We start from the raw sequence: 23,114 nt of genomic DNA, 5'->3' as shown, positions 1-23,114 counted from the left end.
ACCGAAGCGTCGCGTCCGCGTGCCCGAACTCGCCCTGCCCACCGGTCTGGTGCACCGCTCCTCCATCGCGGCGATGAAGGAGCCCCGGCGGCACGTTTCTGCTGAGGGGTGAGGTGGTGGGTCAGACCTCTTCGTGAGCGACGGCGCGGCGCGCGTCCGCGTCCAGAACGCCCCAGCTGATGAGCTGCTCGGTGAGGACCGAGGGCGACTGGTCATAGATCACGGCGAGGGTGCGCAGATCGTCCTGGCGGATCGAGAGCACCTTGCCGTTGTAGTCACCGCGCTGCGACTGGATCGTGGCGGCGTAACGCTGGAGCGGGCCCGCCTTCTCGGCCGGCACATGGGCGAGGCGCTCCAGGTCGAGGACGAGCTTCGGCGGCGGCTCGGCGGCGCCACCGGGGGCGGTACCGGGCAGGAGCTCCTGCACCGGGACGCCGTAGAAGTCCGCCAGCTCGGCGAGGCGCTGCACGGTCACGGCACGGTCGCCGCGCTCGTACGACCCCACCACGACCGCCTTCCAGCGTCCCTGGGACTTCTCCTCGACTCCGTGGAGGGAAAGGCCCTGCTGGGTACGGATCGCACGGAGCTTGGCTCCGAGCTGCTTGGCGTATTCGCTGGACATATAGCTCCCCGGACGCTGCGACAATCAGGCGGCTCCGCCGCGTGGCTGGTAACTCACTGTGAGGTTACGCAGCGTTACTTGCCTGCGTCAAGCCGAATGGTCTCTACCGCTCCTTCGGTGGACCCCGATGTCGTACTCGGTCACCAGTACTGGTAGCGTGACTGGCGCAATTTCGACGTCCTTTAAAGTCCGTCCCGTGAGGCGGAGAAGGAGGTCCGTTTTCATATGGACACGCAGGAAACGAACGACTCCGGTGTCGCGCGCCCCGTTCTCGAGGGCCCCGACATCGCGCGGGTACTGACCCGCATCGCCCACGAGATCGTCGAGCGCGCCAAGGGCGCCGACGACGTGGTCCTCCTCGGCATCCCCACCCGCGGCGTCTTCCTCGCCCGACGGCTCGCCGGGAAACTCCAGGGCATCACCGGACGCGAGGTCCCGGTCGGCTCCCTCGACATCACCATGTACCGCGACGACCTGCGCATGCACCCGCCGCGCGCGCTGGCCCGCACCGAGATCCCCGGTGACGGCATCGACAGCCGCCTGGTCGTCCTCGTCGACGACGTCCTCTTCTCCGGCCGCACCATCCGCGCCGCCCTCGACGCGCTGAACGACATCGGGCGCCCGCGCGCGGTGCAGCTCGCCGTGCTCGTCGACCGCGGCCACCGCGAGCTGCCCATCCGCGCCGACTACGTGGGCAAGAACCTCCCCACGTCCCTGCGGGAGACGGTCAAGGTCCAGCTGACCGAGGAGGACGGCCGCGACGCCGTGCTGCTCGGCGCCAAGCCCGCCTCCGCCTGAAGGACCGGCTCCCTCCCTCACGGGACAGCACGGGCCCAGGGCACACCCCTGCGCGCCCGCTTGCCCGCAGACCTCCACACACCGGAGTACACCCCCGATGATGCGACACCTCATCTCGGCCGCCGACCTCTCCCGCGACGACGCCGTCCACATCCTCGACACGGCCGAGGAGATGGCCAGGGTCGCCGACCGGCCGATCAAGAAACTGCCCGCCCTGCGCGGCCGCACCGTCGTCAACCTCTTCTTCGAGGACTCGACGCGGACCCGGATCTCCTTCGAGGCCGCCGAGAAGCGCCTCTCCGCCGACGTCATCAACTTCGCCGCCAAGGGCTCGTCCGTCTCCAAGGGCGAATCCCTCAAGGACACCGCGCAGACCCTGGAGGCGATGGGCGTCGACGCCGTCGTCATCCGGCACGGAGCCTCCGGCGCGCCCTACCGCCTGGCCACGTCCGGCTGGATCGACGCCGCCGTCATCAACGCGGGCGACGGCACCCACCAGCACCCCACCCAGGCCCTGCTCGACGCCTTCACCATGCGGCGCCGCCTCGTCGGGCCCGACGAGGGGCTCGGCGAGGACCTCGCGGGCAAGCGCGTCACCCTCGTCGGCGACGTCCTGCACAGCCGCGTGGCCCGCTCCAACGTCGACCTGCTCCACACGCTCGGCGCCGAGGTCACCCTCGTCGCCCCGCCCACCCTGGTGCCGGTCGGCGTCGAGCACTGGCCCTGCGACATCTCGTACGACCTCGACCGCGTGCTGCCGAAGTCCGACGCCGTGATGATGCTGCGGGTGCAGCGCGAGCGCATGAACGCCGCGTTCTTCCCCACCGAGCGGGAGTACTCACGCCGCTACGGCCTGGACGGCGAGCGCATGGCCAAGATGCCCCCGCACGCCATCGTGATGCACCCGGGCCCCATGGTCCGCGGCATGGAGATCACCGCCGAGGTCGCCGACTCCGACCGCTGCACGGTCGTCGAACAGGTCGCCAACGGCGTCTCCATCCGCATGGCCGTCCTCTATCTGCTCCTTGGCGGCAACGAGCCCGCCGCCTCCCACACCCGCACCGAGGAGAACAAGTAGTCATGAGCAAGATCCTGATCCGCGGTGCGAAGGTGCTCGGCGGCGACGCGCAGGACGTCCTGATCGACGGCGAGACCATCGAGGCCGTCGGCACCGGGCTCTCCGCCGAGGGCGCGACCGTCGTCGGGGCCGAGGGCAAGATCCTCCTGCCGGGCCTCGTCGACCTGCACACCCACCTCCGCGAGCCCGGCCGCGAGGACTCCGAGACCGTCCTCACCGGCACCCGCGCCGCGGCGTCCGGCGGCTACACCGCCGTGTTCGCCATGGCCAACACCTTCCCCGTCGCCGACACCGCCGGCGTCGTCGAGCAGGTCTACCGGCTCGGCAAGGAGTCCGGCTACTGCGACGTGCAGCCCATCGGCGCCGTCACCGTCGGCCTTGAGGGCAAGAAGCTCGCCGAGCTGGGCGCCATGCACGAGTCCGCGGCCGGCGTCACCGTCTTCTCCGACGACGGCAAGTGCGTCGACGACGCCGTGATCATGCGCCGCGCCCTGGAGTACGTGAAGGCCTTCGGCGGCGTCGTCGCCCAGCACGCGCAGGAGCCCCGGCTCACCGAGGGCGCCCAGATGAACGAGGGCGTCGTCTCCGCCGAGCTGGGGCTCGGCGGCTGGCCCGCGGTGGCCGAGGAGTCGATCATCGCGCGTGACGTCCTGCTCGCCGAGCACGTCGGGTCCCGCGTGCACATCTGCCACCTCTCGACCGCCGGGTCCGTGGAGATCGTGCGCTGGGCCAAGTCGCGCGGCATCGACGTGACCGCCGAGGTCACCCCGCACCACCTCCTCCTCACCGACGAGCTGGTCCGCTCCTACAACCCCGTCTACAAGGTCAACCCGCCCCTGCGCACCGAGCGCGACGTCATGGCGCTGCGCGAGGCCCTGGCCGACGGCACGATCGACATCGTCGCCACCGACCACGCCCCGCACCCGCACGAGGACAAGGACTGCGAGTGGGCCGCGGCCGCCATGGGCATGGTCGGCCTGGAGACCGCGCTCTCCGTCGTCCAGCAGACGATGGTGGAGACCGGCCTGCTGACCTGGGAGGCCGTCGCCGACCGCATGTCGGCGGCGCCCGCGCGGATCGGCGGGGCCACCGGCCACGGACGCCCCGTCTCGGCAGGTGAGCCCGCGAACCTCGTCCTGCTCGACGCCGATTACCGTGGGGAAGTGGACCCCGCGAGCTTCGCCTCGCGCAGCCGGAACACTCCCTATGAGGGCCGTGAGCTGCCGGGCCGCGTCACGCACACGTGGCTCCGGGGTCGGGCCACGCTCGTCGACGGGAACCTCGCGTGACAACTCTGCTGGAACTGGCCGCCGAGAAGGAATCGGCGGACGTGACCGACTGGGCCGCACGGCTCGGCTGGGTCGTCGGACTGCTGCTCCTCATCGCGCTCGTCTACTGGCTGATGCGCGAGGGCTGGAAGTGGCGGGGCACGCTCCAGAGCGACCTGCCCGAGCTGCCCGCCGCGCCGACCGACCCGGGCCCCGCCACACTTGAGCTGAGCGGCCGCTACCACGGCTCCACCACGGCGGGGCAGTGGCTCGACCGCATCGTGGCGCACGGCCTCGGCACCCGCAGCCGCGTGGAGCTGACGCTCACCGACGCGGGCCTCGGCGTCGTGCGCCCCGGGGCCACCGACTTCTTCGTCCCGGTGGCCCAGCTGCGCGAGGCCAGGCTCGACAAGGGGATCGCGGGCAAGGTCCTCGCCGAGGGCGGCCTGCTGATCGTCACGTGGGAGCACGGCGGGAAGCTGCTCGACTCCGGCTTCCGCGCCGACCACGCGGCCGAGCAGGCCCAGTGGGTCGAGGCCATCAACAACATGATCAATACGACCAGCACTACGGAAGGCACCGCACGATGACGACCTCCACCAGGGGAGCCAGCAAGGTTCCCGCCGTACTCGTCCTGGAGGACGGCCGCATCTTCCGCGGGCGTGCCTACGGGGCCGTGGGGGAGACCTTCGGCGAAGCGGTGTTCTCCACCGGCATGACCGGCTACCAGGAGACGCTGACCGACCCCTCGTACCACCGCCAGGTCGTCGTCATGACGGCCCCGCACGTCGGCAACACCGGAGTCAACGACGAGGACCCCGAGTCCCGGCGGATCTGGGTCGCCGGGTACGTGGTGCGCGACCCCGCGCGCGTACCCTCCAGCTGGCGCTCCCGGCGCACCCTGGACGACGAGCTCACCGAGCAGGGCGTCGTCGGCATCAGCGGCGTCGACACCCGGGCGCTCACCCGCCACCTGCGCGAGCGCGGCGCCATGCGCGTCGGCATCTTCTCCGGGGAGTCGCTCGCCGACGACGCGGCGCTGCTCGCCCGCGTCAAGGAGGCCCCCGAGATGGTGGGCGCGAGCCTCTCCAGCGAGGTCGCCACCACCGAGTCGTACGTGGTTCCCGCGATCGGCGAGAAGCGCTTCACCGTCGCCGCCCTGGACCTCGGCATCAAGGGCATGACCCCGCACCGCATGGCCGAGCGCGGCATCGAGGTGCACGTGCTGCCCGCCACCGCCACGCTCGACGAGGTGTACGCGGTGAACCCGGACGGCTTCTTCCTGTCCAACGGCCCCGGTGACCCCTCGACCGTCGACCTGACCGTGGTCAAGGGCGTCCTGGAGCGCAGGACGCCGCTGTTCGGCATCTGCTTCGGCAACCAGATCCTCGGCCGGGCCCTCGGCTTCGGCACGTACAAGCTGAAGTACGGCCACCGCGGGATCAACCAGCCGGTGCAGGACCGCACGACCGGCAAGGTCGAGGTCACCGCGCACAACCACGGCTTCGCGGTCGACGCCCCGCTCGACAGGGTCTCCGACACGCCCTTCGGACGCGCCGAGGTCTCCCACGTCTGCCTGAACGACCAGGTGGTGGAGGGGCTCCAGCTGCTCGACCAGCCGGCGTTCAGCGTCCAGTACCACCCCGAGGCGGCCGCCGGCCCGCACGACGCCGCGTACCTCTTCGACCGTTTCGTCACCCTGATGACCGCTGAAGGAGCCCAGCGTGCCTAAGCGCACCGATATCCAGTCCGTCCTGGTCATCGGCTCCGGCCCGATCGTCATCGGCCAGGCCGCCGAGTTCGACTACTCCGGCACCCAGGCGTGCCGCGTCCTCAAGTCCGAGGGCCTGCGCGTCATCCTCGTCAACTCCAACCCGGCGACGATCATGACCGACCCGGAGATCGCCGACGCCACGTACGTCGAGCCGATCACCCCGGAGTTCGTCGAGAAGATCATCGCCAAGGAGCGCCCCGACGCGCTGCTTCCCACCCTGGGCGGCCAGACGGCCCTCAACACCGCCATCTCCATGCACGAGCAGGGCGTCCTGGAGAAGTACGGCGTCGAGCTGATCGGCGCCAACGTCGAGGCCATCAACAAGGGCGAGGACCGCGACCTCTTCAAGGGCGTCGTCGAAGAGGTCAAGAAGAAGATCGGGCACGGCGAGTCCGCCCGTTCCTACATCTGCCACTCCATGGACGACGTCCTCAAGGGCGTCGACGAGCTCGGCGGCTACCCCGTGGTCGTCCGCCCCTCCTTCACCATGGGCGGCGCCGGCTCCGGCTTCGCGCACGACGAGGAGGAGCTGCGCCGCATCGCCGGCCAGGGCCTCACCCTCTCGCCCACCACCGAGGTGCTCCTGGAGGAGTCCATCCTCGGCTGGAAGGAGTACGAGCTGGAGCTGATGCGCGACAAGAACGACAACGTCGTGGTCGTCTGCTCCATCGAGAACTTCGACCCGATGGGCGTCCACACCGGCGACTCGATCACCGTCGCGCCCGCGATGACGCTGACCGACCGCGAGTACCAGATCCTGCGGGACGTCGGCATCGCGATCATCCGCGAGGTCGGCGTCGACACGGGCGGCTGCAACATCCAGTTCGCGGTGAACCCCGAGGACGGCCGGGTCATCGTCATCGAGATGAACCCGCGCGTCTCGCGGTCCTCCGCGCTCGCGTCGAAGGCCACCGGCTTCCCGATCGCGAAGATCGCCGCCAAGCTCGCCGTCGGCTACACGCTGGACGAGATCCCGAACGACATCACCGAGAAGACCCCGGCGTCCTTCGAGCCGACCCTCGACTACGTCGTGGTCAAGGCCCCGCGGTTCGCCTTCGAGAAGTTCCCCTCGGCGGACTCGACCCTGACGACCACCATGAAGTCGGTCGGCGAGGCCATGGCCATCGGCCGCAACTTCACCGAGGCCCTCCAGAAGGCGCTGCGCTCCCTGGAGAAGAAGGGCTCGCAGTTCACCTTCGTCGGCGAGCCCGGCGACAAGACGGAGCTGCTGGCGGAGGCCATCCGGCCCACCGACGGCCGCATCAACTCCGTCATGCAGGCCATCCGCGCGGGCGCGACCCCGGAGGAGGTCTTCGACGCCACGAAGATCGACCCGTGGTTCGTCGACCAGCTCTTCCTGATCAAGGAGCTGGCGGACGAGCTCGCCGCCGCCGAGCGCCTGGACGCCGACCTGCTCGGCGAGGCCAAGCGGCACGGCTTCTCCGACGCCCAGATCGCCGAGATCCGCGGCCTGCGCGAGGACGTCGTCCGCGAGGTGCGCCAGACCCTCGGGGTGCGCCCGGTCTACAAGACGGTCGACACCTGCGCCGCCGAGTTCGCCGCGAAGACGCCGTACTTCTACTCCTCGTACGACGAGGAGAGCGAGGTCGCGCCCCGCGAGAAGCCCGCCGTGATCATCCTCGGCTCCGGTCCCAACCGCATCGGCCAGGGCATCGAGTTCGACTACTCCTGCGTCCACGCCTCCTTCGCGCTCAGCGACGCGGGCTACGAGACCGTGATGGTCAACTGCAACCCCGAGACCGTCTCCACGGACTACGACACCTCCGACCGGCTCTACTTCGAGCCGCTCACCCTGGAGGACGTCCTGGAGATCGTCCACGCCGAGGCGCAGGCGGGGCCGATCGCGGGCGTCATCGTCCAGCTCGGCGGCCAGACCCCGCTGGGCCTCTCGCAGGCGCTCAAGGACAACGGCGTGCCCGTCGTCGGCACCTCGCCCGAGGCCATCCACGCCGCCGAGGACCGCGGCGCCTTCGGCCGCGTGCTCGCCGAGGCCGGCCTCCCCGCGCCGAAGCACGGCACCGCGACGACGTTCGCCGAAGCGAAGGGCATCGCCGACGAGATCGGCTACCCCGTCCTCGTACGCCCCTCGTACGTGCTCGGCGGTCGCGGCATGGAGATCGTGTACGACGAGACCCGCCTCGCCGCGTACATCGAGGAGTCGACCGAGATCAGCCCCTCGCGGCCGGTCCTCGTCGACCGCTTCCTCGACGACGCCATCGAGATCGACGTGGACGCGCTCTACGACGGCACCGAGCTCTACCTCGGCGGCGTCATGGAGCACATCGAGGAGGCCGGCATCCACTCCGGCGACTCGGCGTGCGCGCTGCCCCCGATCACGCTGGGCGGCTTCGACATCAAGCGCCTGCGCGCCTCCACCGAAGGTATCGCCAAGGGCGTCGGCGTACGCGGACTGATCAACATCCAGTTCGCCATGGCGGGCGACATCCTGTACGTCCTTGAGGCCAACCCGCGCGCCTCGCGCACGGTCCCCTTCACCTCGAAGGCGACCGCCGTCCCGCTCGCGAAGGCCGCCGCCCGCATCTCGCTCGGCGCGACCATCGCCGAGCTGCGCGAGGAAGGGCTGCTGCCCCGGCACGGCGACGGCGGCACGCTCCCCATGGACGCGCCGATCTCCGTCAAGGAGGCCGTCATGCCGTGGTCGCGCTTCCGCGACATCCACGGCCGCGGCGTCGACACCGTCCTCGGCCCGGAGATGCGCTCCACGGGCGAGGTCATGGGCATCGACTCGGTCTTCGGCACCGCCTACGCCAAGTCGCAGGCGGGCGCCTACGGCCCGCTGCCGACCGGTGGCCGTGCCTTCATCTCCGTCGCCAACCGCGACAAGCGCTCGATGATCTTCCCGGCGCGCGAACTGGTCGCGCACGGCTTCGAGTTGTTCGCCACCTCCGGCACCGCGGAGGTCCTCAAGCGCAACGGCATCAACGCCACCGTCGTGCGCAAGCAGTCCGAGGGCGAGGGCCCGAACGGCGAGAAGACCATCGTCCAGCTCATCCACGACGGCGGCGTCGACCTCATCGTCAACACCCCGTACGGCACCGGCGGCCGCCTCGACGGCTACGAGATCCGCACGGCGGCCGTGGCCCGCTCCGTGCCCTGCCTCACGACGGTCCAGGCGCTCGCCGCGGCCGTCCAGGGCATCGACGCGCTGGGCCGCGGGGACGTGAGCGTGCGCTCGCTCCAGGAACACGCGGAACATCTGACCGCGGCTCGCGACTAAGGCCGACAGATCCTGGGGGACACCGATCCGGTGTCCCCCTTCTGCTGAGGACACGTCTCATGTACAAGCTCTTCTTCCACCTCGTCTTCAAGCGCATGGACCCGGAGCAGGCCCACCACCTGGCCTTCCGCTGGATTCGTCTGGCGGCCCGCGTCCCCGTCCTGCGCACCTTCGCCGCGGCCGTCCTCGCGCCGCGCCACAAGGAGCTGCGCACCGAGGCCCTGGGGCTGCGGATGCACGGCCCCTTCGGGCTCGCGGCGGGCTTCGACAAGAACGCCGTCGCCATCGACGGCATGTCGATGCTCGGCTTCGACCACATCGAGATCGGCACCGTCACGGGGGAGGCGCAGCCCGGCAACCCCAAGAAGCGCCTCTTCCGCCTCGTCGCCGACCGCGCGCTGATCAACCGCATGGGCTTCAACAACGAGGGCTCGGCGGCCGTCGCCGCGCGCCTCGCCGCCCGCAGGCCGGTCTTCAGGACGGTCGTCGGCGTCAACATCGGCAAGACCAAGGTGGTCTCCGAGGAGGCGGCGGTCGCCGACTACGTGAAGTCGGCCGAGCGCCTCGCACGCCACGCCGACTACCTCGTCGTCAACGTGTCGTCCCCGAACACCCCCGGCCTGCGCGACCTCCAGGCCACCGAGTCGCTGCGTCCCCTGCTCACCGCCGTGCGCGAGGCCGCCGACCGCAGCGCGGAGGGCCGCCGCGTACCGCTCCTCGTCAAGATCGCGCCCGACCTCGCCGACGAGGACGTCGACGCCGTGGCCGACCTCGCGGTGGAGCTCGGCCTGGACGGCATCATCGCCACGAACACCACCATCGCGCGCGAGGGCCTCGGCCTGAAGTCGGACCCGGCCCTGGTCGAGGAGGCCGGCGGGCTCTCCGGGGCGCCGGTCAAGGAGCGCTCCCTGGAGGTCCTCAGGCGCCTCTACGCGCGCGTGGGCGACCGCGTCACCCTCGTGGGCGTCGGCGGCGTCGAGAACGCCGAGGACGCCTGGCGGCGCATCCTCGCGGGCGCCACCCTCGTGCAGGGGTACAGCGCCTTCATCTACGAGGGCCCCTTCTGGGCCCGCGCCATCCACAAGGGCCTCGCCGCGCGGCTGCGCCGGAGCCCGTACGCCACCCTCGCCGACGCGGTCGGCGCCGACGTGAGGAAGTCCGCATGAGCGGCCAGGAGACCTTCGGCACACGCCTTCGCCGCGCCATGGACGAGCGCGGCCCGCTCTGCGTCGGCATCGACCCGCACGCCACGCTGCTCTCCGCCTGGGGTCTGGGCGACGACATCGCGGGCCTCCAGCGGTTCACGGGCACCGTCGTGGAGGCCCTCGCCGGGTCCGTCGCCGTCTTCAAGCCGCAGAGCGCGTTCTTCGAGCGCTTCGGCTCGCGGGGCGTCGCCGTCCTGGAGCAGGCGGTCGCGGAGCTGCGGTCGGCCGGCGCCCTGGTCGTCATGGACGCCAAGCGCGGCGACATCGGCTCGACCATGGCCGCGTACGCCGAGACCTTCCTGCACAGGGACTCGCCGCTGTTCAGCGACGCGCTCACCGTCTCGCCCTACCTCGGCTACGGCTCCCTGAAGCCGGCCGTCGACCTCGCGCGCGAGAACGGCGCCGGGCTCTTCGTGCTCGCCCTGACCTCCAACCCCGAGGGCGCCGAGGTCCAGCACGCGGTCCGCGGGGACGGGCGCACGGTCGCGGCCACCGTCCTCGGCCACCTCGCCGCCGAGAACGCGGGAGAGACGCCCCTGGGGTCCTTCGGCGCGGTCGTCGGCGCGACGCTGGGCGACCTGTCCTCGTACGACCTCGCCATCAACGGCCCGCTGCTCGCCCCCGGCATCGGGGCGCAGGGCGCGACCCCCGCCGATCTGCCGGGCGTCTTCGGCGCGGCCGTGCGCGACGTCGTGCCGAACGTCAGCCGGGGAGTGCTGCGGCACGGACCCGACGTCGCGGGTCTGCGGGAGGCCGCGGAGCGCTTCGCGGACGAGATCAGAACGGCCGTCGAGGGGGCCTGAGGGGAGCGCGGGGCGGCGCCCCCGCTCTTACTGACGACATGTCAGCGAAAATCGGGGGTGAAATGCCTGGTTTGTACGGCTCGACAGAGGCTGACCAGGACTTTTCGTCTGTTCTCGCTGACTCTGGCGGCCATGGCCGCTAGTCTCCGACGAGAGGTGTGGGGCGACTAGGTTCCTCACCGGTCCGTATCCGACAGTTCGACATCCGAGGTGACGTAGGCGTGGCTCTTCCGCCCCTTACCCCTGAACAGCGCGCAGCCGCGCTCGAAAAGGCCGCCGCGGCTCGCCGGGAGCGGGCCGAGGTCAAGAATCGACTCAAGCACTCCGGTGCCTCTCTCCACGAGGTCATCAAGCAGGGCCAGGAGAACGATGTCATCGGCAAGATGAAGGTCTCCGCCCTCCTGGAGTCCCTGCCGGGCGTGGGCAAGGTCCGCGCCAAGCAGATCATGGAGCGTCTTGGCATCTCCGAGAGCCGCCGCGTGCGCGGTCTCGGCTCCAACCAGATCGCGTCGCTCGAGCGCGAGTTCGGTGGTGGCGCTGCCTGACGTTCTCAGGCACTCCTGAGAACCTGGATAATCGCTGCATGGCTGCAACATCCCGGGGGACGACCCCCGTACCCCCGGACGTACGTCCGCGGCTGACCGTGCTCTCCGGCCCCTCCGGGGTCGGCAAGAGCACGGTCGTCGCTCATATGCGCAAGGAGCACCCCGAGGTCTGGCTCTCGGTCTCCGCCACCACGCGGAAGCCGCGCCCCGGTGAGAAGCACGGTGTCCAGTACTTCTTCGTCTCCGACGACGAGATGGACAAGCTGATCGCCAACGGCGAGCTCCTGGAGTGGGCCGAGTTCGCGGGCAACCGCTACGGCACCCCGCGCGACGCGGTGCTCGCCCGTCTGGAGGCGGGCGAGCCCGTCCTCCTGGAGATCGACCTGCAGGGCGCGCGCCTGGTGCGCGAGTCCATGCCCGAGGCGCAGCTCGTCTTCCTCGCCCCGCCGAGCTGGGAGGAGCTGGTCCGCAGGCTCACCGGCCGGGGGACCGAGGCGCCCGAGGTCATCGAGCGCAGGCTGGCCGCCGCCAGGATCGAGCTGGCCGCCGAGGCCGAGTTCGACACCACCCTGGTCAACACCTCCGTCGAGGACGTGGCGCGTGAGCTGCTAGCCTTGATGAAAGTCCTTTAGATCTCCACCCCTGTCCCGGTCTCCGGCCGCGGGCACCACTTGAACCCATCGGAAGGCAGAGAGTGTCCTCTTCCATCACCGCGCCCGAGGGCATCATCAACCCGCCGATTGATGAGCTGCTCGAAGCCACCGACTCGAAGTACAGCCTCGTGATCTACGCCGCCAAGCGCGCGCGCCAGATCAACGCGTACTACTCGCAGCTCGGTGAAGGCCTCCTGGAGTACGTCGGCCCGCTGGTGGACACGCACGTCCACGAGAAGCCGCTCTCGATCGCGCTCCGCGAGATCAACGCGGGTCTGCTGACGTCCGAGGCCATCGAGGGCCCGGCGCAGTAAGCGGTTCGTCACTTCACCACAGGCCCGGCAGTACGACTGCCGGGCCTGTGGTGTGTCATGGAGCAGTAGACATCCGAGCGCTGGGGAGACGAAGGCAGTGGCCGAGAAGCCGAAGGTGGTCCTGGGGGTCAGCGGTGGCATCGCCGCCTACAAGGCGTGCGAGCTGCTGCGGCGGCTGACCGAGTCCGGACACGACGTGCGCGTGGTGCCGACCGCGTCGGCGCTGCACTTCGTCGGCGCCGCGACCTGGTCGGCGCTCTCCGGGAACCCGGTGTCGACCGAGGTCTGGTCCGACGTCCACGAGGTCCCGCACGTCCGCATCGGCCAGGGCGCCGACCTCGTGATCGTCGCGCCCGCCACCGCCGACATGCTGGCCAAGGCGGCCCACGGCCTCGCCGACGACCTGCTCACCAACACGCTCCTCACGGCGCGCTGCCCCGTGGTCTTCGCCCCCGCCATGCACACCGAGATGTGGGAGCACCCGGCCACCCAGGAGAACGTGGCCACGCTGCGCCGCCGCGGCGCCCTCGTCGTCGAGCCCGCCGTCGGCAGGCTCACGGGCGTCGACACCGGCAAGGGCCGCCTCCCCGACCCCGTGGAGCTCTTCGAGGTCGTACGCCGCGTCCTCGCCCGCGGGGACCTCGGCCAGGACCTGGCGGGGCGCCATGTCGTCGTCAGCGCGGGCGGCACCCGTGAGCCGCTCGACCCGGTCCGCTTCCTGGGCAACCGCTCGTCGGGCAAGCAGGGCTACGCGCTCGCCCGCAGCGCCGCCGCCCGCGGCGCCCGCGTCACGCTCGTGGCGGCCAACGCGGCGCTGCCCGACCCCGCGGGAGTGGACGTCGTGCGGGTCGGCACGGCCGTGCAGCTCCGCGAGGCGGTCCTGAAGGCCGCGGCCGACGCCGACGCCGTGGTGATGGCCGCCGCCGTGGCCGATTTCCGTCCCGGGACGTACGCGGCGGGAAAGATCAAGAAGAAGGACGGCGAGGAGCCCGCGCCCATCGCCCTGGTCCGCAACCCCGACATCCTCGCGGAGATCGCGGGGGAGCGCCCGCGCCCCGGCCAGGTGATCGTGGGCTTCGCGGCCGAGACGGACGACGTCCTCGCCAACGGCCGGGCCAAGCTCGCACGCAAGGGCTGCGACCTGCTGGTCGTCAACGAGGTGGGCGAGCGCAAGACCTTCGGCTCCGAGGAGAACGAGGCCGTGGTGCTCGGCGCCGACGGCAGCGAGACGCCGGTGCCGTACGGTCCCAAGGAGGCGCTCGCCGACACGGTGTGGAATCTGGTGGCGCCGCGACTCGCGTGAGGCGGGGCGGGACGGCCGGACGCCGGCCGGTCCTCTTCCGGCGGAACGTGGTGGAACTCGGCCACGTTCCGACGCGTTACTTGACGGAGCGTTCGAATTGAGGGCTCAATGTCACTTTCGTCCCACTGAGGGCCGCGAAACCGGGGTGAATCGGGCGCGTGGCCCTCTGGTGGAGACTGATCCTCTTGACGCACAATGCAGTGCCGCAGGTCACAGGGCTCCCAAGTGGCGAGACATGTGGTCCGGCGGACGAGAGTGACCGATAAACTGGTCTCGGACGAGCCGGGCGCAGCTCCCGGCAGTCCACCAATGATCAGCCAGCAGCCGCTGCAACCACAGGGAGCGATGTGTCCCGGCGCCTCTTCACCTCGGAGTCTGTGACCGAGGGTCACCCCGACAAGATCGCTGACCAGATCAGCGACACCATTCTCGACGCGCTTCTGCGGGAGGACCCGACGTCCCGGGTCGCCGTGGAGACGCTGATCACCACCGGCCTCGTCCACGTGGCCGGCGAGGTCACGACGAAGGCGTACGCGCCGATCGCGCAGCTCGTGCGCGAGAAGATCCTCGAGATCGGATACGACTCCTCGAAGAAGGGCTTCGACGGCGCCTCCTGCGGCGTCTCGGTGTCCATCGGCTCGCAGTCCCCCGACATCGCGCAGGGCGTCGACACGGCGTACGAGAAGCGTGTCGAGGGCGATGAGGACGAGCTGGACAAGCAGGGCGCGGGCGACCAGGGCCTGATGTTCGGGTACGCCTGCGACGAGACCCCGGAGCTCATGCCGCTCCCGATCCACCTCGCGCACCGCCTCTCGCGGCGCCTGTCCGAGGTGCGCAAGAACGGCACGATCCCCTACCTGCGCCCCGACGGCAAGACCCAGGTCACCATCGAGTACGACGGCGACAAGGCCGTCCGCCTCGACACCGTCGTGGTCTCCTCGCAGCACGCGTCGGACATCGACCTGGACTCGCTCCTGGCCCCCGACATCCGCGAGTTCGTCGTCGAGGCCGAGCTGAAGGCCCTCCTGGACGACGGCATCAAGCTGGACACCGAGGGCTACCGCCTCCTGGTCAACCCGACGGGGCGCTTCGAGATCGGCGGCCCGATGGGCGACGCCGGCCTCACCGGCCGCAAGATCATCATCGACACGTACGGCGGCATGGCCCGCCACGGCGGCGGCGCCTTCTCCGGCAAGGACCCGTCCAAGGTGGACCGCTCCGCGGCGTACGCGATGCGCTGGGTCGCCAAGAACGTCGTCGCGGCCGGCCTCGCGGCCCGCTGCGAGGTCCAGGTGGCCTACGCGATCGGCAAGGCCGAGCCGGTCGGCCTCTTCGTCGAGACCTTCGGCACGGCCACGGTCGACACGGAGAAGATCGAGACGGCGATCAGCGAGGTCTTCGACCTCCGCCCCGCCGCGATCATCCGCGACCTCGACCTGCTCCGCCCGATCTACTCCCAGACCGCCGCGTACGGCCACTTCGGCCGGGCGCTGCCCGACTTCACCTGGGAGCGCACGGACCGCGTGGACGCGCTGCGCAAGGCGGCGGGGCTGTAGTACCCGCCTCCGCCGTCCGCCGGGGCCCGGCTCCTCCCTCGGGAGGGGCCGGGCCTTCGCGCGCTGTCGGCGGTGTCAGTCCCTTCTGGTAGGAATGCTGCTGTGAGCAGGGAGAACGGGGCCGGTGCGGGCGAGGGCGGGGGCGGGGGCGGGGTCCCCGAGCCCGAGCAGCTTGCCCTGATCCGGGAGAGCGTGCGCGAGGCCAAGGTGCCCCGGGCCAAGCCGCGGACCTGGCGGGGGGCCGCGCTGGCCAAGGAGCTGCCCGTGGCGCGGGTCCTCGTCGACAAGGGCGTGCTGCACCTCGACCGGTACTTCGACTACGCGGTGCCGGAGGAGCTGGACGAGGCGGCCCAGCCCGGGGTCCGGGTCAGGGTCCGCTTCGGCGCCGGTTCGCGGAACGTGCGGGAGGGCCGGCGTGAGGGCGGCGGACTGATCGACGGGTTCATCGTCGAGCGCCGCGCCGAGACCGAGTACACGGGGCCGCTGGCCGCGCTGGCCCAGGTCGTGTCGCCGGAGCCCGTGCTCGGCGAGGAGCTGCTCGGCCTCGCGCGGGCCGTCGCCGACCGGTACGCGGGGAGCCTCGCCGACGTGCTGCAGCTCGCCGTCCCGCCGCGGCACGCGCGGGCCGAGTCGCGGGCCGCCGTCCCGCCCCCGCCTCCGCCCGCCCCGCCCGACGCCGGGAGCTGGCGGCGGTATGGGCACGGGGAGGAGTTCCTTTCCGCGCTCGCCTCCGGGGCCTCCCCGCGTGCGGTGTGGACCGCGCTGCCGGGGCCCCGGTGGGCGGAGGAGATCGCCCGTGCCGTGCAGGCCACGCTGGCCTCGGGCCGGGGCGCCCTCGTCGTGGTGCCGACCGGGCGGCCCGCCGCGCGCGTGGACGCCGCGCTGACCGACCTGCTCGGCGAGGGGCAGCACGCGCTGCTCACCGCCGACGCCGGGCAGGAGCGGCGCTACCGCGAATGGCTCTCCGTGCGGCGCGGGGAGGTGCGGGCCGTCGTCGGGACGCGGGCCGCGATGTTCGCGCCCGTCCGGGATCTGGGGCTCGTCGTCGTCTGGGACGACGGGGACGCCAACCACAGCGACGACCGCGCTCCCTTCCCGCATGTGCGGGAGGTCCTCGAACTGCGGGCGACGCGCGACAGGTGCGGCTTCCTGCTCGGTGGCCTGAGCTGCACGGTCGAGGCCGCCCAGCTCGTCGAGAGCGGCTGGGCCGCGCCGCTCGTCGCCGACCGCGAGCAGGTGCGCGGGGCCGCGCCGCTGGTGCGGACCGTGGGCGACGGCGACCTCGCGCGGGACGAGGCGGCGCGGGCCGCCCGGCTGCCGACGCTCGCCTGGCGGGCCGTCAGGGAGGGGCTGCGGCACGGGCCCGTCCTGGTGCAGGTGCCGCGGCGCGGCTATGTGCCGCGCCTTGCCTGCGAGCGCTGCCGGGAGCCCGCCCGCTGCCGCAGGTGCGCGGGGCCGCTGGAGGCGCAGGACAGCGGGGCCGCGCTGCGGTGCGGCTGGTGCGGGGTGGAGGAAGGCGCCTGGCACTGCGGGGAGTGCGGCGGGTTCCGGCTGCGGGCGCAGGTCGTCGGGGCCCGGCGGACCGCGGAGGAGCTGGGGCGGGCCTTTCCCGCCGTGCCGGTGCGGACCTCGGGGCGCGAGCAGGTGCTCGACACCGTTCCGGGCGCGCCGGCCCTGGTGGTGAGCACGCCGGGGGCCGAGCCCGTCGCGGACGGCGGCTATGCGGCCGCCCTGCTGCTCGACGGCTGGGCCATGCTGGGGCGGCCCGATCTGCGGGCCGGTGAGGACGCGCTGCGGCGGTGGATCGCCGCCGCCTCGCTCGTGCGCCCGCAGAACGCGGGCGGCACGGTCGTCGTCGTGGCCGAGCCGACGCTGCGGCCCGTCCAGGCCCTCGTGCGGTGGGACCCCGTGGGGCACGCGGTGCGGGAGCTGGGGGAGCGGGCCGAGCTGGGGTTCCCGCCGGTCTCCCGGATGGCCGCGGTCTCCGGCAGGCCCACGGCCCTCGCCGAGTTCCTCGCGGCGGCCGAACTGCCGCCGGACGCCGCGGTGCTGGGCCCCGTCCCGGTGCGGGAAGCGGGGCCGGGCCCCTCGCGGCGGCTCGGCGCGGCGCCGCCCGGCGAGCGGTGGGAGCGGGTGCTGATCCGGGTCCCGCCGGGCAGCGGTGCGGCGCTCGCCGCCGCCCTGAAGGTGGCGCAGGCGGCCCGGATGGCCCGTGGCGCCAAGGGCTCGCGCGAGAGCCCGGCCGAAGCGGTCCGCATCCGGGTGGACCCGCTGGACATCGGCTGAGCGGGCGGGCGGTGGAGGCAGCGGGCGGCTGAGGGCGGGCGGTGGAGGCAGCCGGCGGCTGAGAGGGCGGCGGCCGAGAAAGCGGTCCTGCGACAGAGGGCTCCGCGACAGAGGCCCCCGCGGAAACACCCCCGCCCCCAGGCCGTGCGGCGAGGGGGCGGGACATGGGTTGTCGCTCGGGCGGGTCAGCCGTTGCGGGGGCCGGGGAAGGCGGGGGGCCTCGGCTCCTCGCGGAGGGTGGGGCTGCCCGCGGTCGGCTGGGTCGGCATCGTGCGCGCCGCCGGGACGGACGGCAGGGGAGCACCGACCTGCACCGGACGGGTGACCGTGGCCGTGGTCGTCGCCGCGGCCGGAGCCGGTGACTCCGCCGCCCGTTCCGCCTCGGCGGCGGCCTGCGTGGTGGCCCGCCGCGCGCCGTAGCGGCGGTGGACCGCCTGCTTGGTGACCCCGAGGGCGGAGCCCACCGCGTCCCACGAGAATCCGAGCGAGCGGTCGAAGTCCACCGCCGCCGTGACCAGGGTCTCGACGCTGTCCCGCAGTTCCTGGGCCAGGCGTACGGTCGGGGCGGGGGCCCGGCCGTAGACGACGAAGCCCGCGGAGGGGCTGGAGCGGCGGGGGCGGTAGACGTTTCCGAGCTGGGCGGTGAGCGTGCGCAGTGCGTCCACCTGCCGGCGGACCCGCTCGATGTCCCGTACCAGAAGGTGCAGGCTGGCCCGAGCCTGGGCGTCGTGGGTTGCGTGGTCGGCCATGAACAAGCCTCTCGAACCGGCGTTGAAAAGGATCGGGCCGTTTGTGCGGCCCCTTGTGGTCAACTCTTTCTTGACCAACGCGCCAGCCCCTGAGGGGTCACGGTGCGGGGGGCGTATGTGCATACGCACAGGGCGCGCGGCGCTCCGTACGCCCCCGGCGACGTCCGCGGAACCGCCCCGGAAGCCGCCCCGGCCGTGCCCCTGAGCGGCCCATAGACTGGTGCGCCGCCCTCGCCCCCTCAAGAGATCCGAGGTATCCCCCCGTGAAGCTCGTCTTCGCAGGCACCCCTGAGGTCGCCGTCCCCGCGCTGGACGCCCTGATCGCCTCCGACCGGCACGAGGTGGCCGCCGTCGTGACCCGCCCCGACGCCCCCGCGGGCCGGGGCCGCAGGCTCGTCGCCAGCCCGGTCGCGCAGCGGGCCGAGGAGGCGGGCATCGAGGTGCTGAAGCCGGCGAGGCCGCGGGACGAGGACTTCCTGGCGCGCCTGCGCGAGATCGGGCCCGACTGCTGCCCCGTCGTCGCCTACGGCGCGCTGCTGCCGCGGGTCGCGCTCGACGTGCCCGCCCACGGCTGGGTGAACCTGCACTTCTCGCTGCTGCCCGCCTGGCGCGGCGCCGCCCCCGTGCAGCACGCGGTGATGGCGGGCGACGAGATCACCGGGGCCTCCACCTTCCTGATCGAGCAGGGGCTCGACTCCGGCCCCGTCTACGGCACGGTGACCGAGGAGGTGCGCCCGACCGACACCAGCGGGGACCTGCTGACGCGGCTGGCCCTCGCGGGCTCCGGGCTGCTCGTCGCCACCATGGACGGCATCGAGGACGGCAGCCTGAAGGCGGTACCGCAGCCCGCCGACGGTGTCACCCTCGCCCCGAAGCTGACCGTTGAGGACGCCGAGATCGACTGGGCCGCGCCCGCCCTGCGGGTCGACCGCGTGGTGCGCGGCTGCACCCCCGCGCCGGGCGCCTGGACCCTGTTCCGCGGCGAGCGGCTGAAGGTCGTCCAGGCCGCCCTCGTCCCCGACCGCGCCGACCTCGCGCCGGGCGAGCTGTCCCCGGCCAAGAACAACGTGTACGTGGGCTCCGGCTCGCACGCCGTCGAGCTGCTCTGGGTGCAGCCGCAGGGCAAGAAGCCGATGCGCGGCGCCGACTGGGCCCGCGGCGTGCGCATCGCCCCCGGCGAGCGCGTGGGCGCGGGCGACGTAGGCTAGACGGGTTCGACCCACGGCACCGGACGGGTCCGGCCCACACCAGCAGCGGAGCACCTTTGAACGACCAGCCGAACCGGCGTCCCCGCAAGACGACAGGCAAGCCCGCGGGCGGGCCGGGGAAGTCGGGCAAGCCCTACCGCCGCCCCCAGAAGGACCCCGTCCGCTTCCTCGCCTTCGAGGCGCTGCGGGCCGTGGACGAGCGCGACGCGTACGCCAACCTCGTCCTGCCGCCGCTGCTGCGCAAGGCGAGGGAGAAGGAGGGCCCCGACAAGTTCGACGCGCGGGACGCCGCCCTCGCCACCGAGCTGGTCTACGGGACGCTGCGCCGCCAGGGGACGTACGACGCGATCGTGGCGGCCTGCGTGGACCGGCCGCTGCGCGAGGTCGACCCGCCGGTCCTCGACGTGCTCAACCTCGGGGTGCACCAGCTCCTCGGCACGCGCATCCCGACGCACGCGGCCGTCTCCGCCTCGGTGGAGCTGGCACGCGTGGTGCTCGGCGACGGCCGCGCCAAGTTCGTCAACGCCGTGCTGCGCAAGGTCGCGCGGGACGACCTCGACGGCTGGGTGGAGAAGGTCGCGCCGCCCTACGACGAGGACCCGGAGGACCACCTCGCCGTCGTGCACTCGCACCCCCGCTGGGTCGTCTCGGCCCTGTGGGACTCGCTCGGCGGCGGCCGGGCCGGCATCGAGGACCTGCTCGAAGCCGACAACGAACGCCCCGAGGTCACGCTCGTCGCCCGGCCCGGCCGCTCCACCGCCGACGAACTGCTCGACTCGGTGGGCGAGGAGTCGGCGCTGCCCGGCCGCTGGTCCCCGTACGCCGTGCGGCTCAGCGAGGGCGGGGAGCCCGGTCTCGTCGAGGCGGTGCGCGAGGGCCGCGCGGGCGTGCAGGACGAGGGCAGCCAGCTCGTCGCGCTCGCCCTGGCCGACGCCCCGCTCGAAGGCCCCGACAAGGCGTGGCTGGACGGCTGCGCGGGCCCCGGCGGCAAGGCGGCCCTGCTCGCCGGGCTCGCCGCCCGGCGCGGCGCGACCCTGCTCGCCTCGGAGAAGCAGCCGCACCGGGCCGGGCTCGTCGCCCAGGCGCTCGCGGGCAACCCCGGCCCCTACCAGGTCGTCGCCGCCGACGGCACCCGCCCGCCGTGGCGGCCCGGCACCTTCGACCGCGTCCTGATGGACGTGCCGTGCACCGGCCTCGGCGCGCTGCGCCGGCGTCCCGAGGCCCGCTGGCGCCGTCGTCCGCAGGACCTGGACGGCTTCGCCCCGCTCCAGCGCTCCCTGCTCCGCACGGCACTGGAGTCCGTGCGGATCGGCGGGGTCGTCGGCTACGCCACCTGCTCACCGCACCTGGCGGAGACCCGCGCGGTCGTCGACGACGTCCTCAAGCACGTGGCGGGCGCCGAACTCATCGACGCGCGCCCCCTCATGGCGGGCGTCCCCGGCCTCGGCGACGGCCCCGACGTCCAGCTGTGGCCGCATCTGCACGGCACGGACGCCATGTACCTAGCGCTGATCCGGCGGACCGCCTGAGGCTGCCGCACCCGGCTCCGGCGCTCCGCCTGAGCCCGCCCCGTCCGGCTCCGGTCGCCGGGCGAGGGCGTGCGGCCACCACACCTTCGGGCCGACGTCCAGGAACAGGGCCGTGACCAGGACCGACCGTACGACGAAGGTGTCGATGAGCACGCCGAGGGCCACCGCGAAGCCGATCTCGGCGAACGCCACCAGCGGCAGCGTGCCGAGCGCGGCGAACGTGCCCGCGAGGACCAGGCCCGCCGAGGTGATCACCGCGCCGGTGGCCGCGAGCCCCGTCAGGACGCCCGCACGGGAGCCCTGGCGGGCGGCCTCCTCGCGGATGCGGGTCGCCAGGAAGATGTTGTAGTCGATGCCGAGCGCCACCAGGAACACGAAGACGAAGAGCGGGAAGTCGGTCGGCTCGCCCGGGTAGTCGAAGAGGTGGCGGAAGGCGAGCGCGCTCACGCCGAGGGCCGCGGTGAAGGACAGGACCACCGTGCCGATGAGCAGCAGCGGGGCGACGACCGCCCGCAGCAGCCCCCCGAGGATCAGCAGCACCACGGCCAGGACCAGCGGGATGACCAGCTTGTTGTCGTGCGCGGTGGCGTCGTCCATGTCGACCAGGGCCGCCGTGCCCCCGCCCACCCGGGCGTCGGCGCCGGGCACGGCGTGGACGGCGTCGCGCACCCGTTCCACGGTCCGCTTGGCCGCCCGGCTGTCGGGCGGGTCGACGGGTGTCGCCTCCAGCAGGACCTCGCCGTCGTGCACGGCCTTCGCCCCGGGCGGCCGGCCGACGCTCCCGGGCGCCACGCCCCGCGTCCGCCGGACGGCGTCGGCGACCTCGCGGGCCCGCGCCCGGTCCGCCACGACGACCAGCGGATCGCCCGAGCCCGCGGGGAAGTACTCGGCGAGCACCTCCTGGCCGGTGACGGAGTCCGGCTTGTCGGTGAACGAGTCCGCGTTGCCGAGCCCCTCGGCCCGCAGCTGGAGCAGGCCGAGGGAGAGCAGCGCGAGGGCCGCCGCCGTGGCGCCCCAGACCACCCGCGGGCGGCGGGCGATGCGCCGGCCCGCGCGGGCCCACAGGCCGCGCTCGGTCGGCTCGGGGGAGCCCCTGTGCGGGATCAGCGGCCAGAAGAGCCAGCGCCCGAAGATCACCAGGAGTGCGGGGAAGAGGGAGAGCATCGCGAGGAGGCCGACGGCGACACCGATGGCGGCGACCGGGCCGAGGCCCCGCGTGGAGTTCATCTCGGCGGCGAGCAGGACCAGCATGCTCAGGACGACCGTCGCGCCCGAGGCGAGGACTGCCGGCCCCGCCCGGTGCAGGGCGAGCGCCATCGCCTCGTGGCGGTCCTCGTGGCGGCGCAGCTCTTCGCGATAGCGAGCGACGAGGAGCAGGGCGTAGTCGGTGCCCGCGCCGAAGACGAGGACGGTCAGGATGCCCGCGCTCTGCCCGTTGACGGTCAGGTCCGCGTGCTCGGCGAGCAGGTAGATGAACGCCTGCGCGGCGAAGAGCGCCGTGACGGCCGCGACCAGCGGGGCGAGCAGCAGGGTGGGGCTGCGGTAGGTGAGCAGCAGGATCACCACGACGATGCCGGCGGCCGCGAGCAGCAGCGTCGAGTCGATGCCCTCGAACGCCTCCGCGGAGTCGGCGCCCATGCCCCCCGGCCCCGTCACATGCACCCGGAGACCGGCCTCGCCGTCGCCCACGCGCTCGCGGACGGAGTCGACGGCGGGCGCGATCCGCTCCCAGCTCTCGGCGTCCATCGTGATCGGGACGGAGACCCGGGCGGCCCGCGGGTCCCGCTCGTCGTCGTACACGGGCCCGCGGACCTCGGCGCCGCGGACGCCGTGGGCGCGCAGCTCCCGGGTCTGGCGCACGTCCTCGCGTATCCGGGCGCGGTCGGCCGCCGTGAGGCCGCCCTCACGGGCGTACACGACGATCGCGGGGATGACCTCGGGCCTGAAGTCCGCGGACACCTCAAGGACTTGGGTGGACTCGGCGGAGCCGGGCAGCCAGGAGTCCGCGTCGTTCTCCTGGGCGTCGGTCAGCTTCTGGGCGAGCGGCGCCGCGACGACGACGGCGAGCAGCCAGAAGAGCACCACCAGCCACTTCGTGCGCCGCCCGCACACCAGCCACGCGGCTCCACGCCGCTCGTGCCGCCCCCGTACGTCCGCCATGGCT

The 23,114-nt window shown here is 72.8% G+C and carries 19 protein-coding genes; 16 read left to right on the top strand and 3 right to left on the bottom strand.

What is annotated here, in order from left to right; all coding sequences use genetic code 11:
• Positions 1-121: 121 nt before the first annotated feature.
• On the bottom strand, positions 122-622 hold the full coding sequence (gene bldD, locus AB0I16_RS28580; protein ID WP_055698930.1) for a transcriptional regulator BldD: 501 nt from the start codon (positions 620-622) through the stop codon (positions 122-124).
• A 225-nt stretch (positions 623-847) separates the two neighbouring features.
• On the opposite strand from bldD, the gene pyrR reads away from it, so the two are divergent.
• From pyrR to AB0I16_RS28510, 14 genes are all read left to right on the top strand, one after another.
• On the top strand, positions 848-1,420 hold the full coding sequence (gene pyrR, locus AB0I16_RS28575) for a bifunctional pyr operon transcriptional regulator/uracil phosphoribosyltransferase PyrR (protein WP_363252484.1): 573 nt from the start codon (positions 848-850) through the stop codon (positions 1,418-1,420).
• Between the two features lie 97 nt (positions 1,421-1,517).
• Positions 1,518-2,498 (top strand): aspartate carbamoyltransferase catalytic subunit, encoded by a 981-nt coding sequence (locus tag AB0I16_RS28570; protein WP_363252483.1) that lies wholly within the window; start codon positions 1,518-1,520, stop codon positions 2,496-2,498.
• Positions 2,499-2,500: 2 nt separating this feature from the next.
• Positions 2,501-3,787: a dihydroorotase gene (locus tag AB0I16_RS28565; RefSeq protein WP_363252482.1), complete on the top strand. Its 1,287-nt coding sequence runs from the start codon at positions 2,501-2,503 to the stop codon at positions 3,785-3,787.
• Complete coding sequence (locus AB0I16_RS28560) at positions 3,784-4,356, top strand: hypothetical protein (RefSeq protein WP_363252481.1); 573 nt, start codon at positions 3,784-3,786, stop codon at positions 4,354-4,356. Before AB0I16_RS28565 ends, AB0I16_RS28560 begins: the two co-directional genes overlap by 4 nt.
• On the top strand, positions 4,353-5,498 hold the full coding sequence (carA, locus tag AB0I16_RS28555) for a glutamine-hydrolyzing carbamoyl-phosphate synthase small subunit (RefSeq protein WP_363252480.1): 1,146 nt from the start codon (positions 4,353-4,355) through the stop codon (positions 5,496-5,498). Before AB0I16_RS28560 ends, carA begins: the two co-directional genes overlap by 4 nt.
• Positions 5,491-8,799 (top strand): carbamoyl-phosphate synthase large subunit, encoded by a 3,309-nt coding sequence (gene carB, locus AB0I16_RS28550; RefSeq protein WP_363252479.1) that lies wholly within the window; start codon positions 5,491-5,493, stop codon positions 8,797-8,799. The genes carA and carB overlap by 8 nt, the downstream gene beginning before the upstream one ends.
• A 59-nt stretch (positions 8,800-8,858) precedes the next feature.
• Positions 8,859-9,965 carry a quinone-dependent dihydroorotate dehydrogenase gene (locus AB0I16_RS28545; RefSeq protein WP_363252478.1) on the top strand — a complete coding sequence of 369 codons (1,107 nt, stop codon included), beginning with the start codon at positions 8,859-8,861 and terminating at the stop codon, positions 9,963-9,965.
• Positions 9,962-10,807 carry an orotidine-5'-phosphate decarboxylase gene (gene pyrF, locus AB0I16_RS28540; RefSeq protein ID WP_363252477.1) on the top strand — a complete coding sequence of 282 codons (846 nt, stop codon included), beginning with the start codon at positions 9,962-9,964 and terminating at the stop codon, positions 10,805-10,807. Before AB0I16_RS28545 ends, pyrF begins: the two co-directional genes overlap by 4 nt.
• Before the next feature lie 221 nt (positions 10,808-11,028).
• On the top strand, positions 11,029-11,352 hold the full coding sequence (locus AB0I16_RS28535; protein WP_005319887.1) for an integration host factor: 324 nt from the start codon (positions 11,029-11,031) through the stop codon (positions 11,350-11,352).
• 38 nt (positions 11,353-11,390) lie between these two features.
• Positions 11,391-11,984, top strand: a complete 594-nt coding sequence (gmk, locus tag AB0I16_RS28530; RefSeq protein WP_363252476.1) for a guanylate kinase — start codon at positions 11,391-11,393, stop codon at positions 11,982-11,984.
• A 62-nt stretch (positions 11,985-12,046) separates the two neighbouring features.
• Positions 12,047-12,319, top strand: a complete 273-nt coding sequence (gene rpoZ / locus AB0I16_RS28525; protein WP_005319902.1) for a DNA-directed RNA polymerase subunit omega — start codon at positions 12,047-12,049, stop codon at positions 12,317-12,319.
• A 97-nt stretch (positions 12,320-12,416) separates the two neighbouring features.
• The gene (gene coaBC / locus AB0I16_RS28520; RefSeq protein WP_363252475.1) at positions 12,417-13,622 is read left to right on the top strand and encodes a bifunctional phosphopantothenoylcysteine decarboxylase/phosphopantothenate--cysteine ligase CoaBC; all 1,206 of its coding nucleotides are present in this window, start codon (positions 12,417-12,419) and stop codon (positions 13,620-13,622) included.
• A gap of 347 nt (positions 13,623-13,969) precedes the next feature.
• Positions 13,970-15,178 (top strand): methionine adenosyltransferase, encoded by a 1,209-nt coding sequence (gene metK, locus AB0I16_RS28515; protein WP_363252474.1) that lies wholly within the window; start codon positions 13,970-13,972, stop codon positions 15,176-15,178.
• Positions 15,179-15,280: 102 nt separating this feature from the next.
• A complete protein-coding gene (locus AB0I16_RS28510) occupies positions 15,281-17,464 on the top strand; it encodes a primosomal protein N' (RefSeq protein ID WP_363252473.1) in 2,184 nt (727 codons plus the stop codon).
• A 185-nt stretch (positions 17,465-17,649) separates the two neighbouring features.
• On the opposite strand, the gene AB0I16_RS28505 is transcribed toward AB0I16_RS28510, so the two are convergent.
• Complete coding sequence (locus AB0I16_RS28505; protein WP_363252472.1) at positions 17,650-18,213, bottom strand: hypothetical protein; 564 nt, start codon at positions 18,211-18,213, stop codon at positions 17,650-17,652.
• A gap of 263 nt (positions 18,214-18,476) precedes the next feature.
• On the opposite strand from AB0I16_RS28505, the gene fmt reads away from it, so the two are divergent.
• Both fmt and AB0I16_RS28495 read left to right on the top strand, forming a co-directional pair.
• Entirely contained in the window at positions 18,477-19,421 is a 945-nt protein-coding gene (fmt, locus tag AB0I16_RS28500; RefSeq protein WP_363252471.1) for a methionyl-tRNA formyltransferase, read from the top strand.
• Between the two features lie 56 nt (positions 19,422-19,477).
• Positions 19,478-20,950: a transcription antitermination factor NusB gene (locus AB0I16_RS28495; protein WP_363252470.1), complete on the top strand. Its 1,473-nt coding sequence runs from the start codon at positions 19,478-19,480 to the stop codon at positions 20,948-20,950.
• Here the strand turns inward: AB0I16_RS28495 and AB0I16_RS28490 are convergent.
• Entirely contained in the window at positions 20,924-23,110 is a 2,187-nt protein-coding gene (locus AB0I16_RS28490) for an MMPL family transporter (protein WP_363252469.1), read from the bottom strand. The genes AB0I16_RS28495 and AB0I16_RS28490 overlap by 27 nt on opposite strands.
• Positions 23,111-23,114: the final 4 nt, after the last annotated feature.

The organism is Streptomyces sp. NPDC050703 (assembly GCF_040654435.1).
In the GTDB taxonomy this organism is placed as follows: Bacteria; Actinomycetota; Actinomycetes; order Streptomycetales; family Streptomycetaceae; genus Streptomyces.
This window is presented reverse-complemented; position numbering and strand designations above follow the sequence as displayed.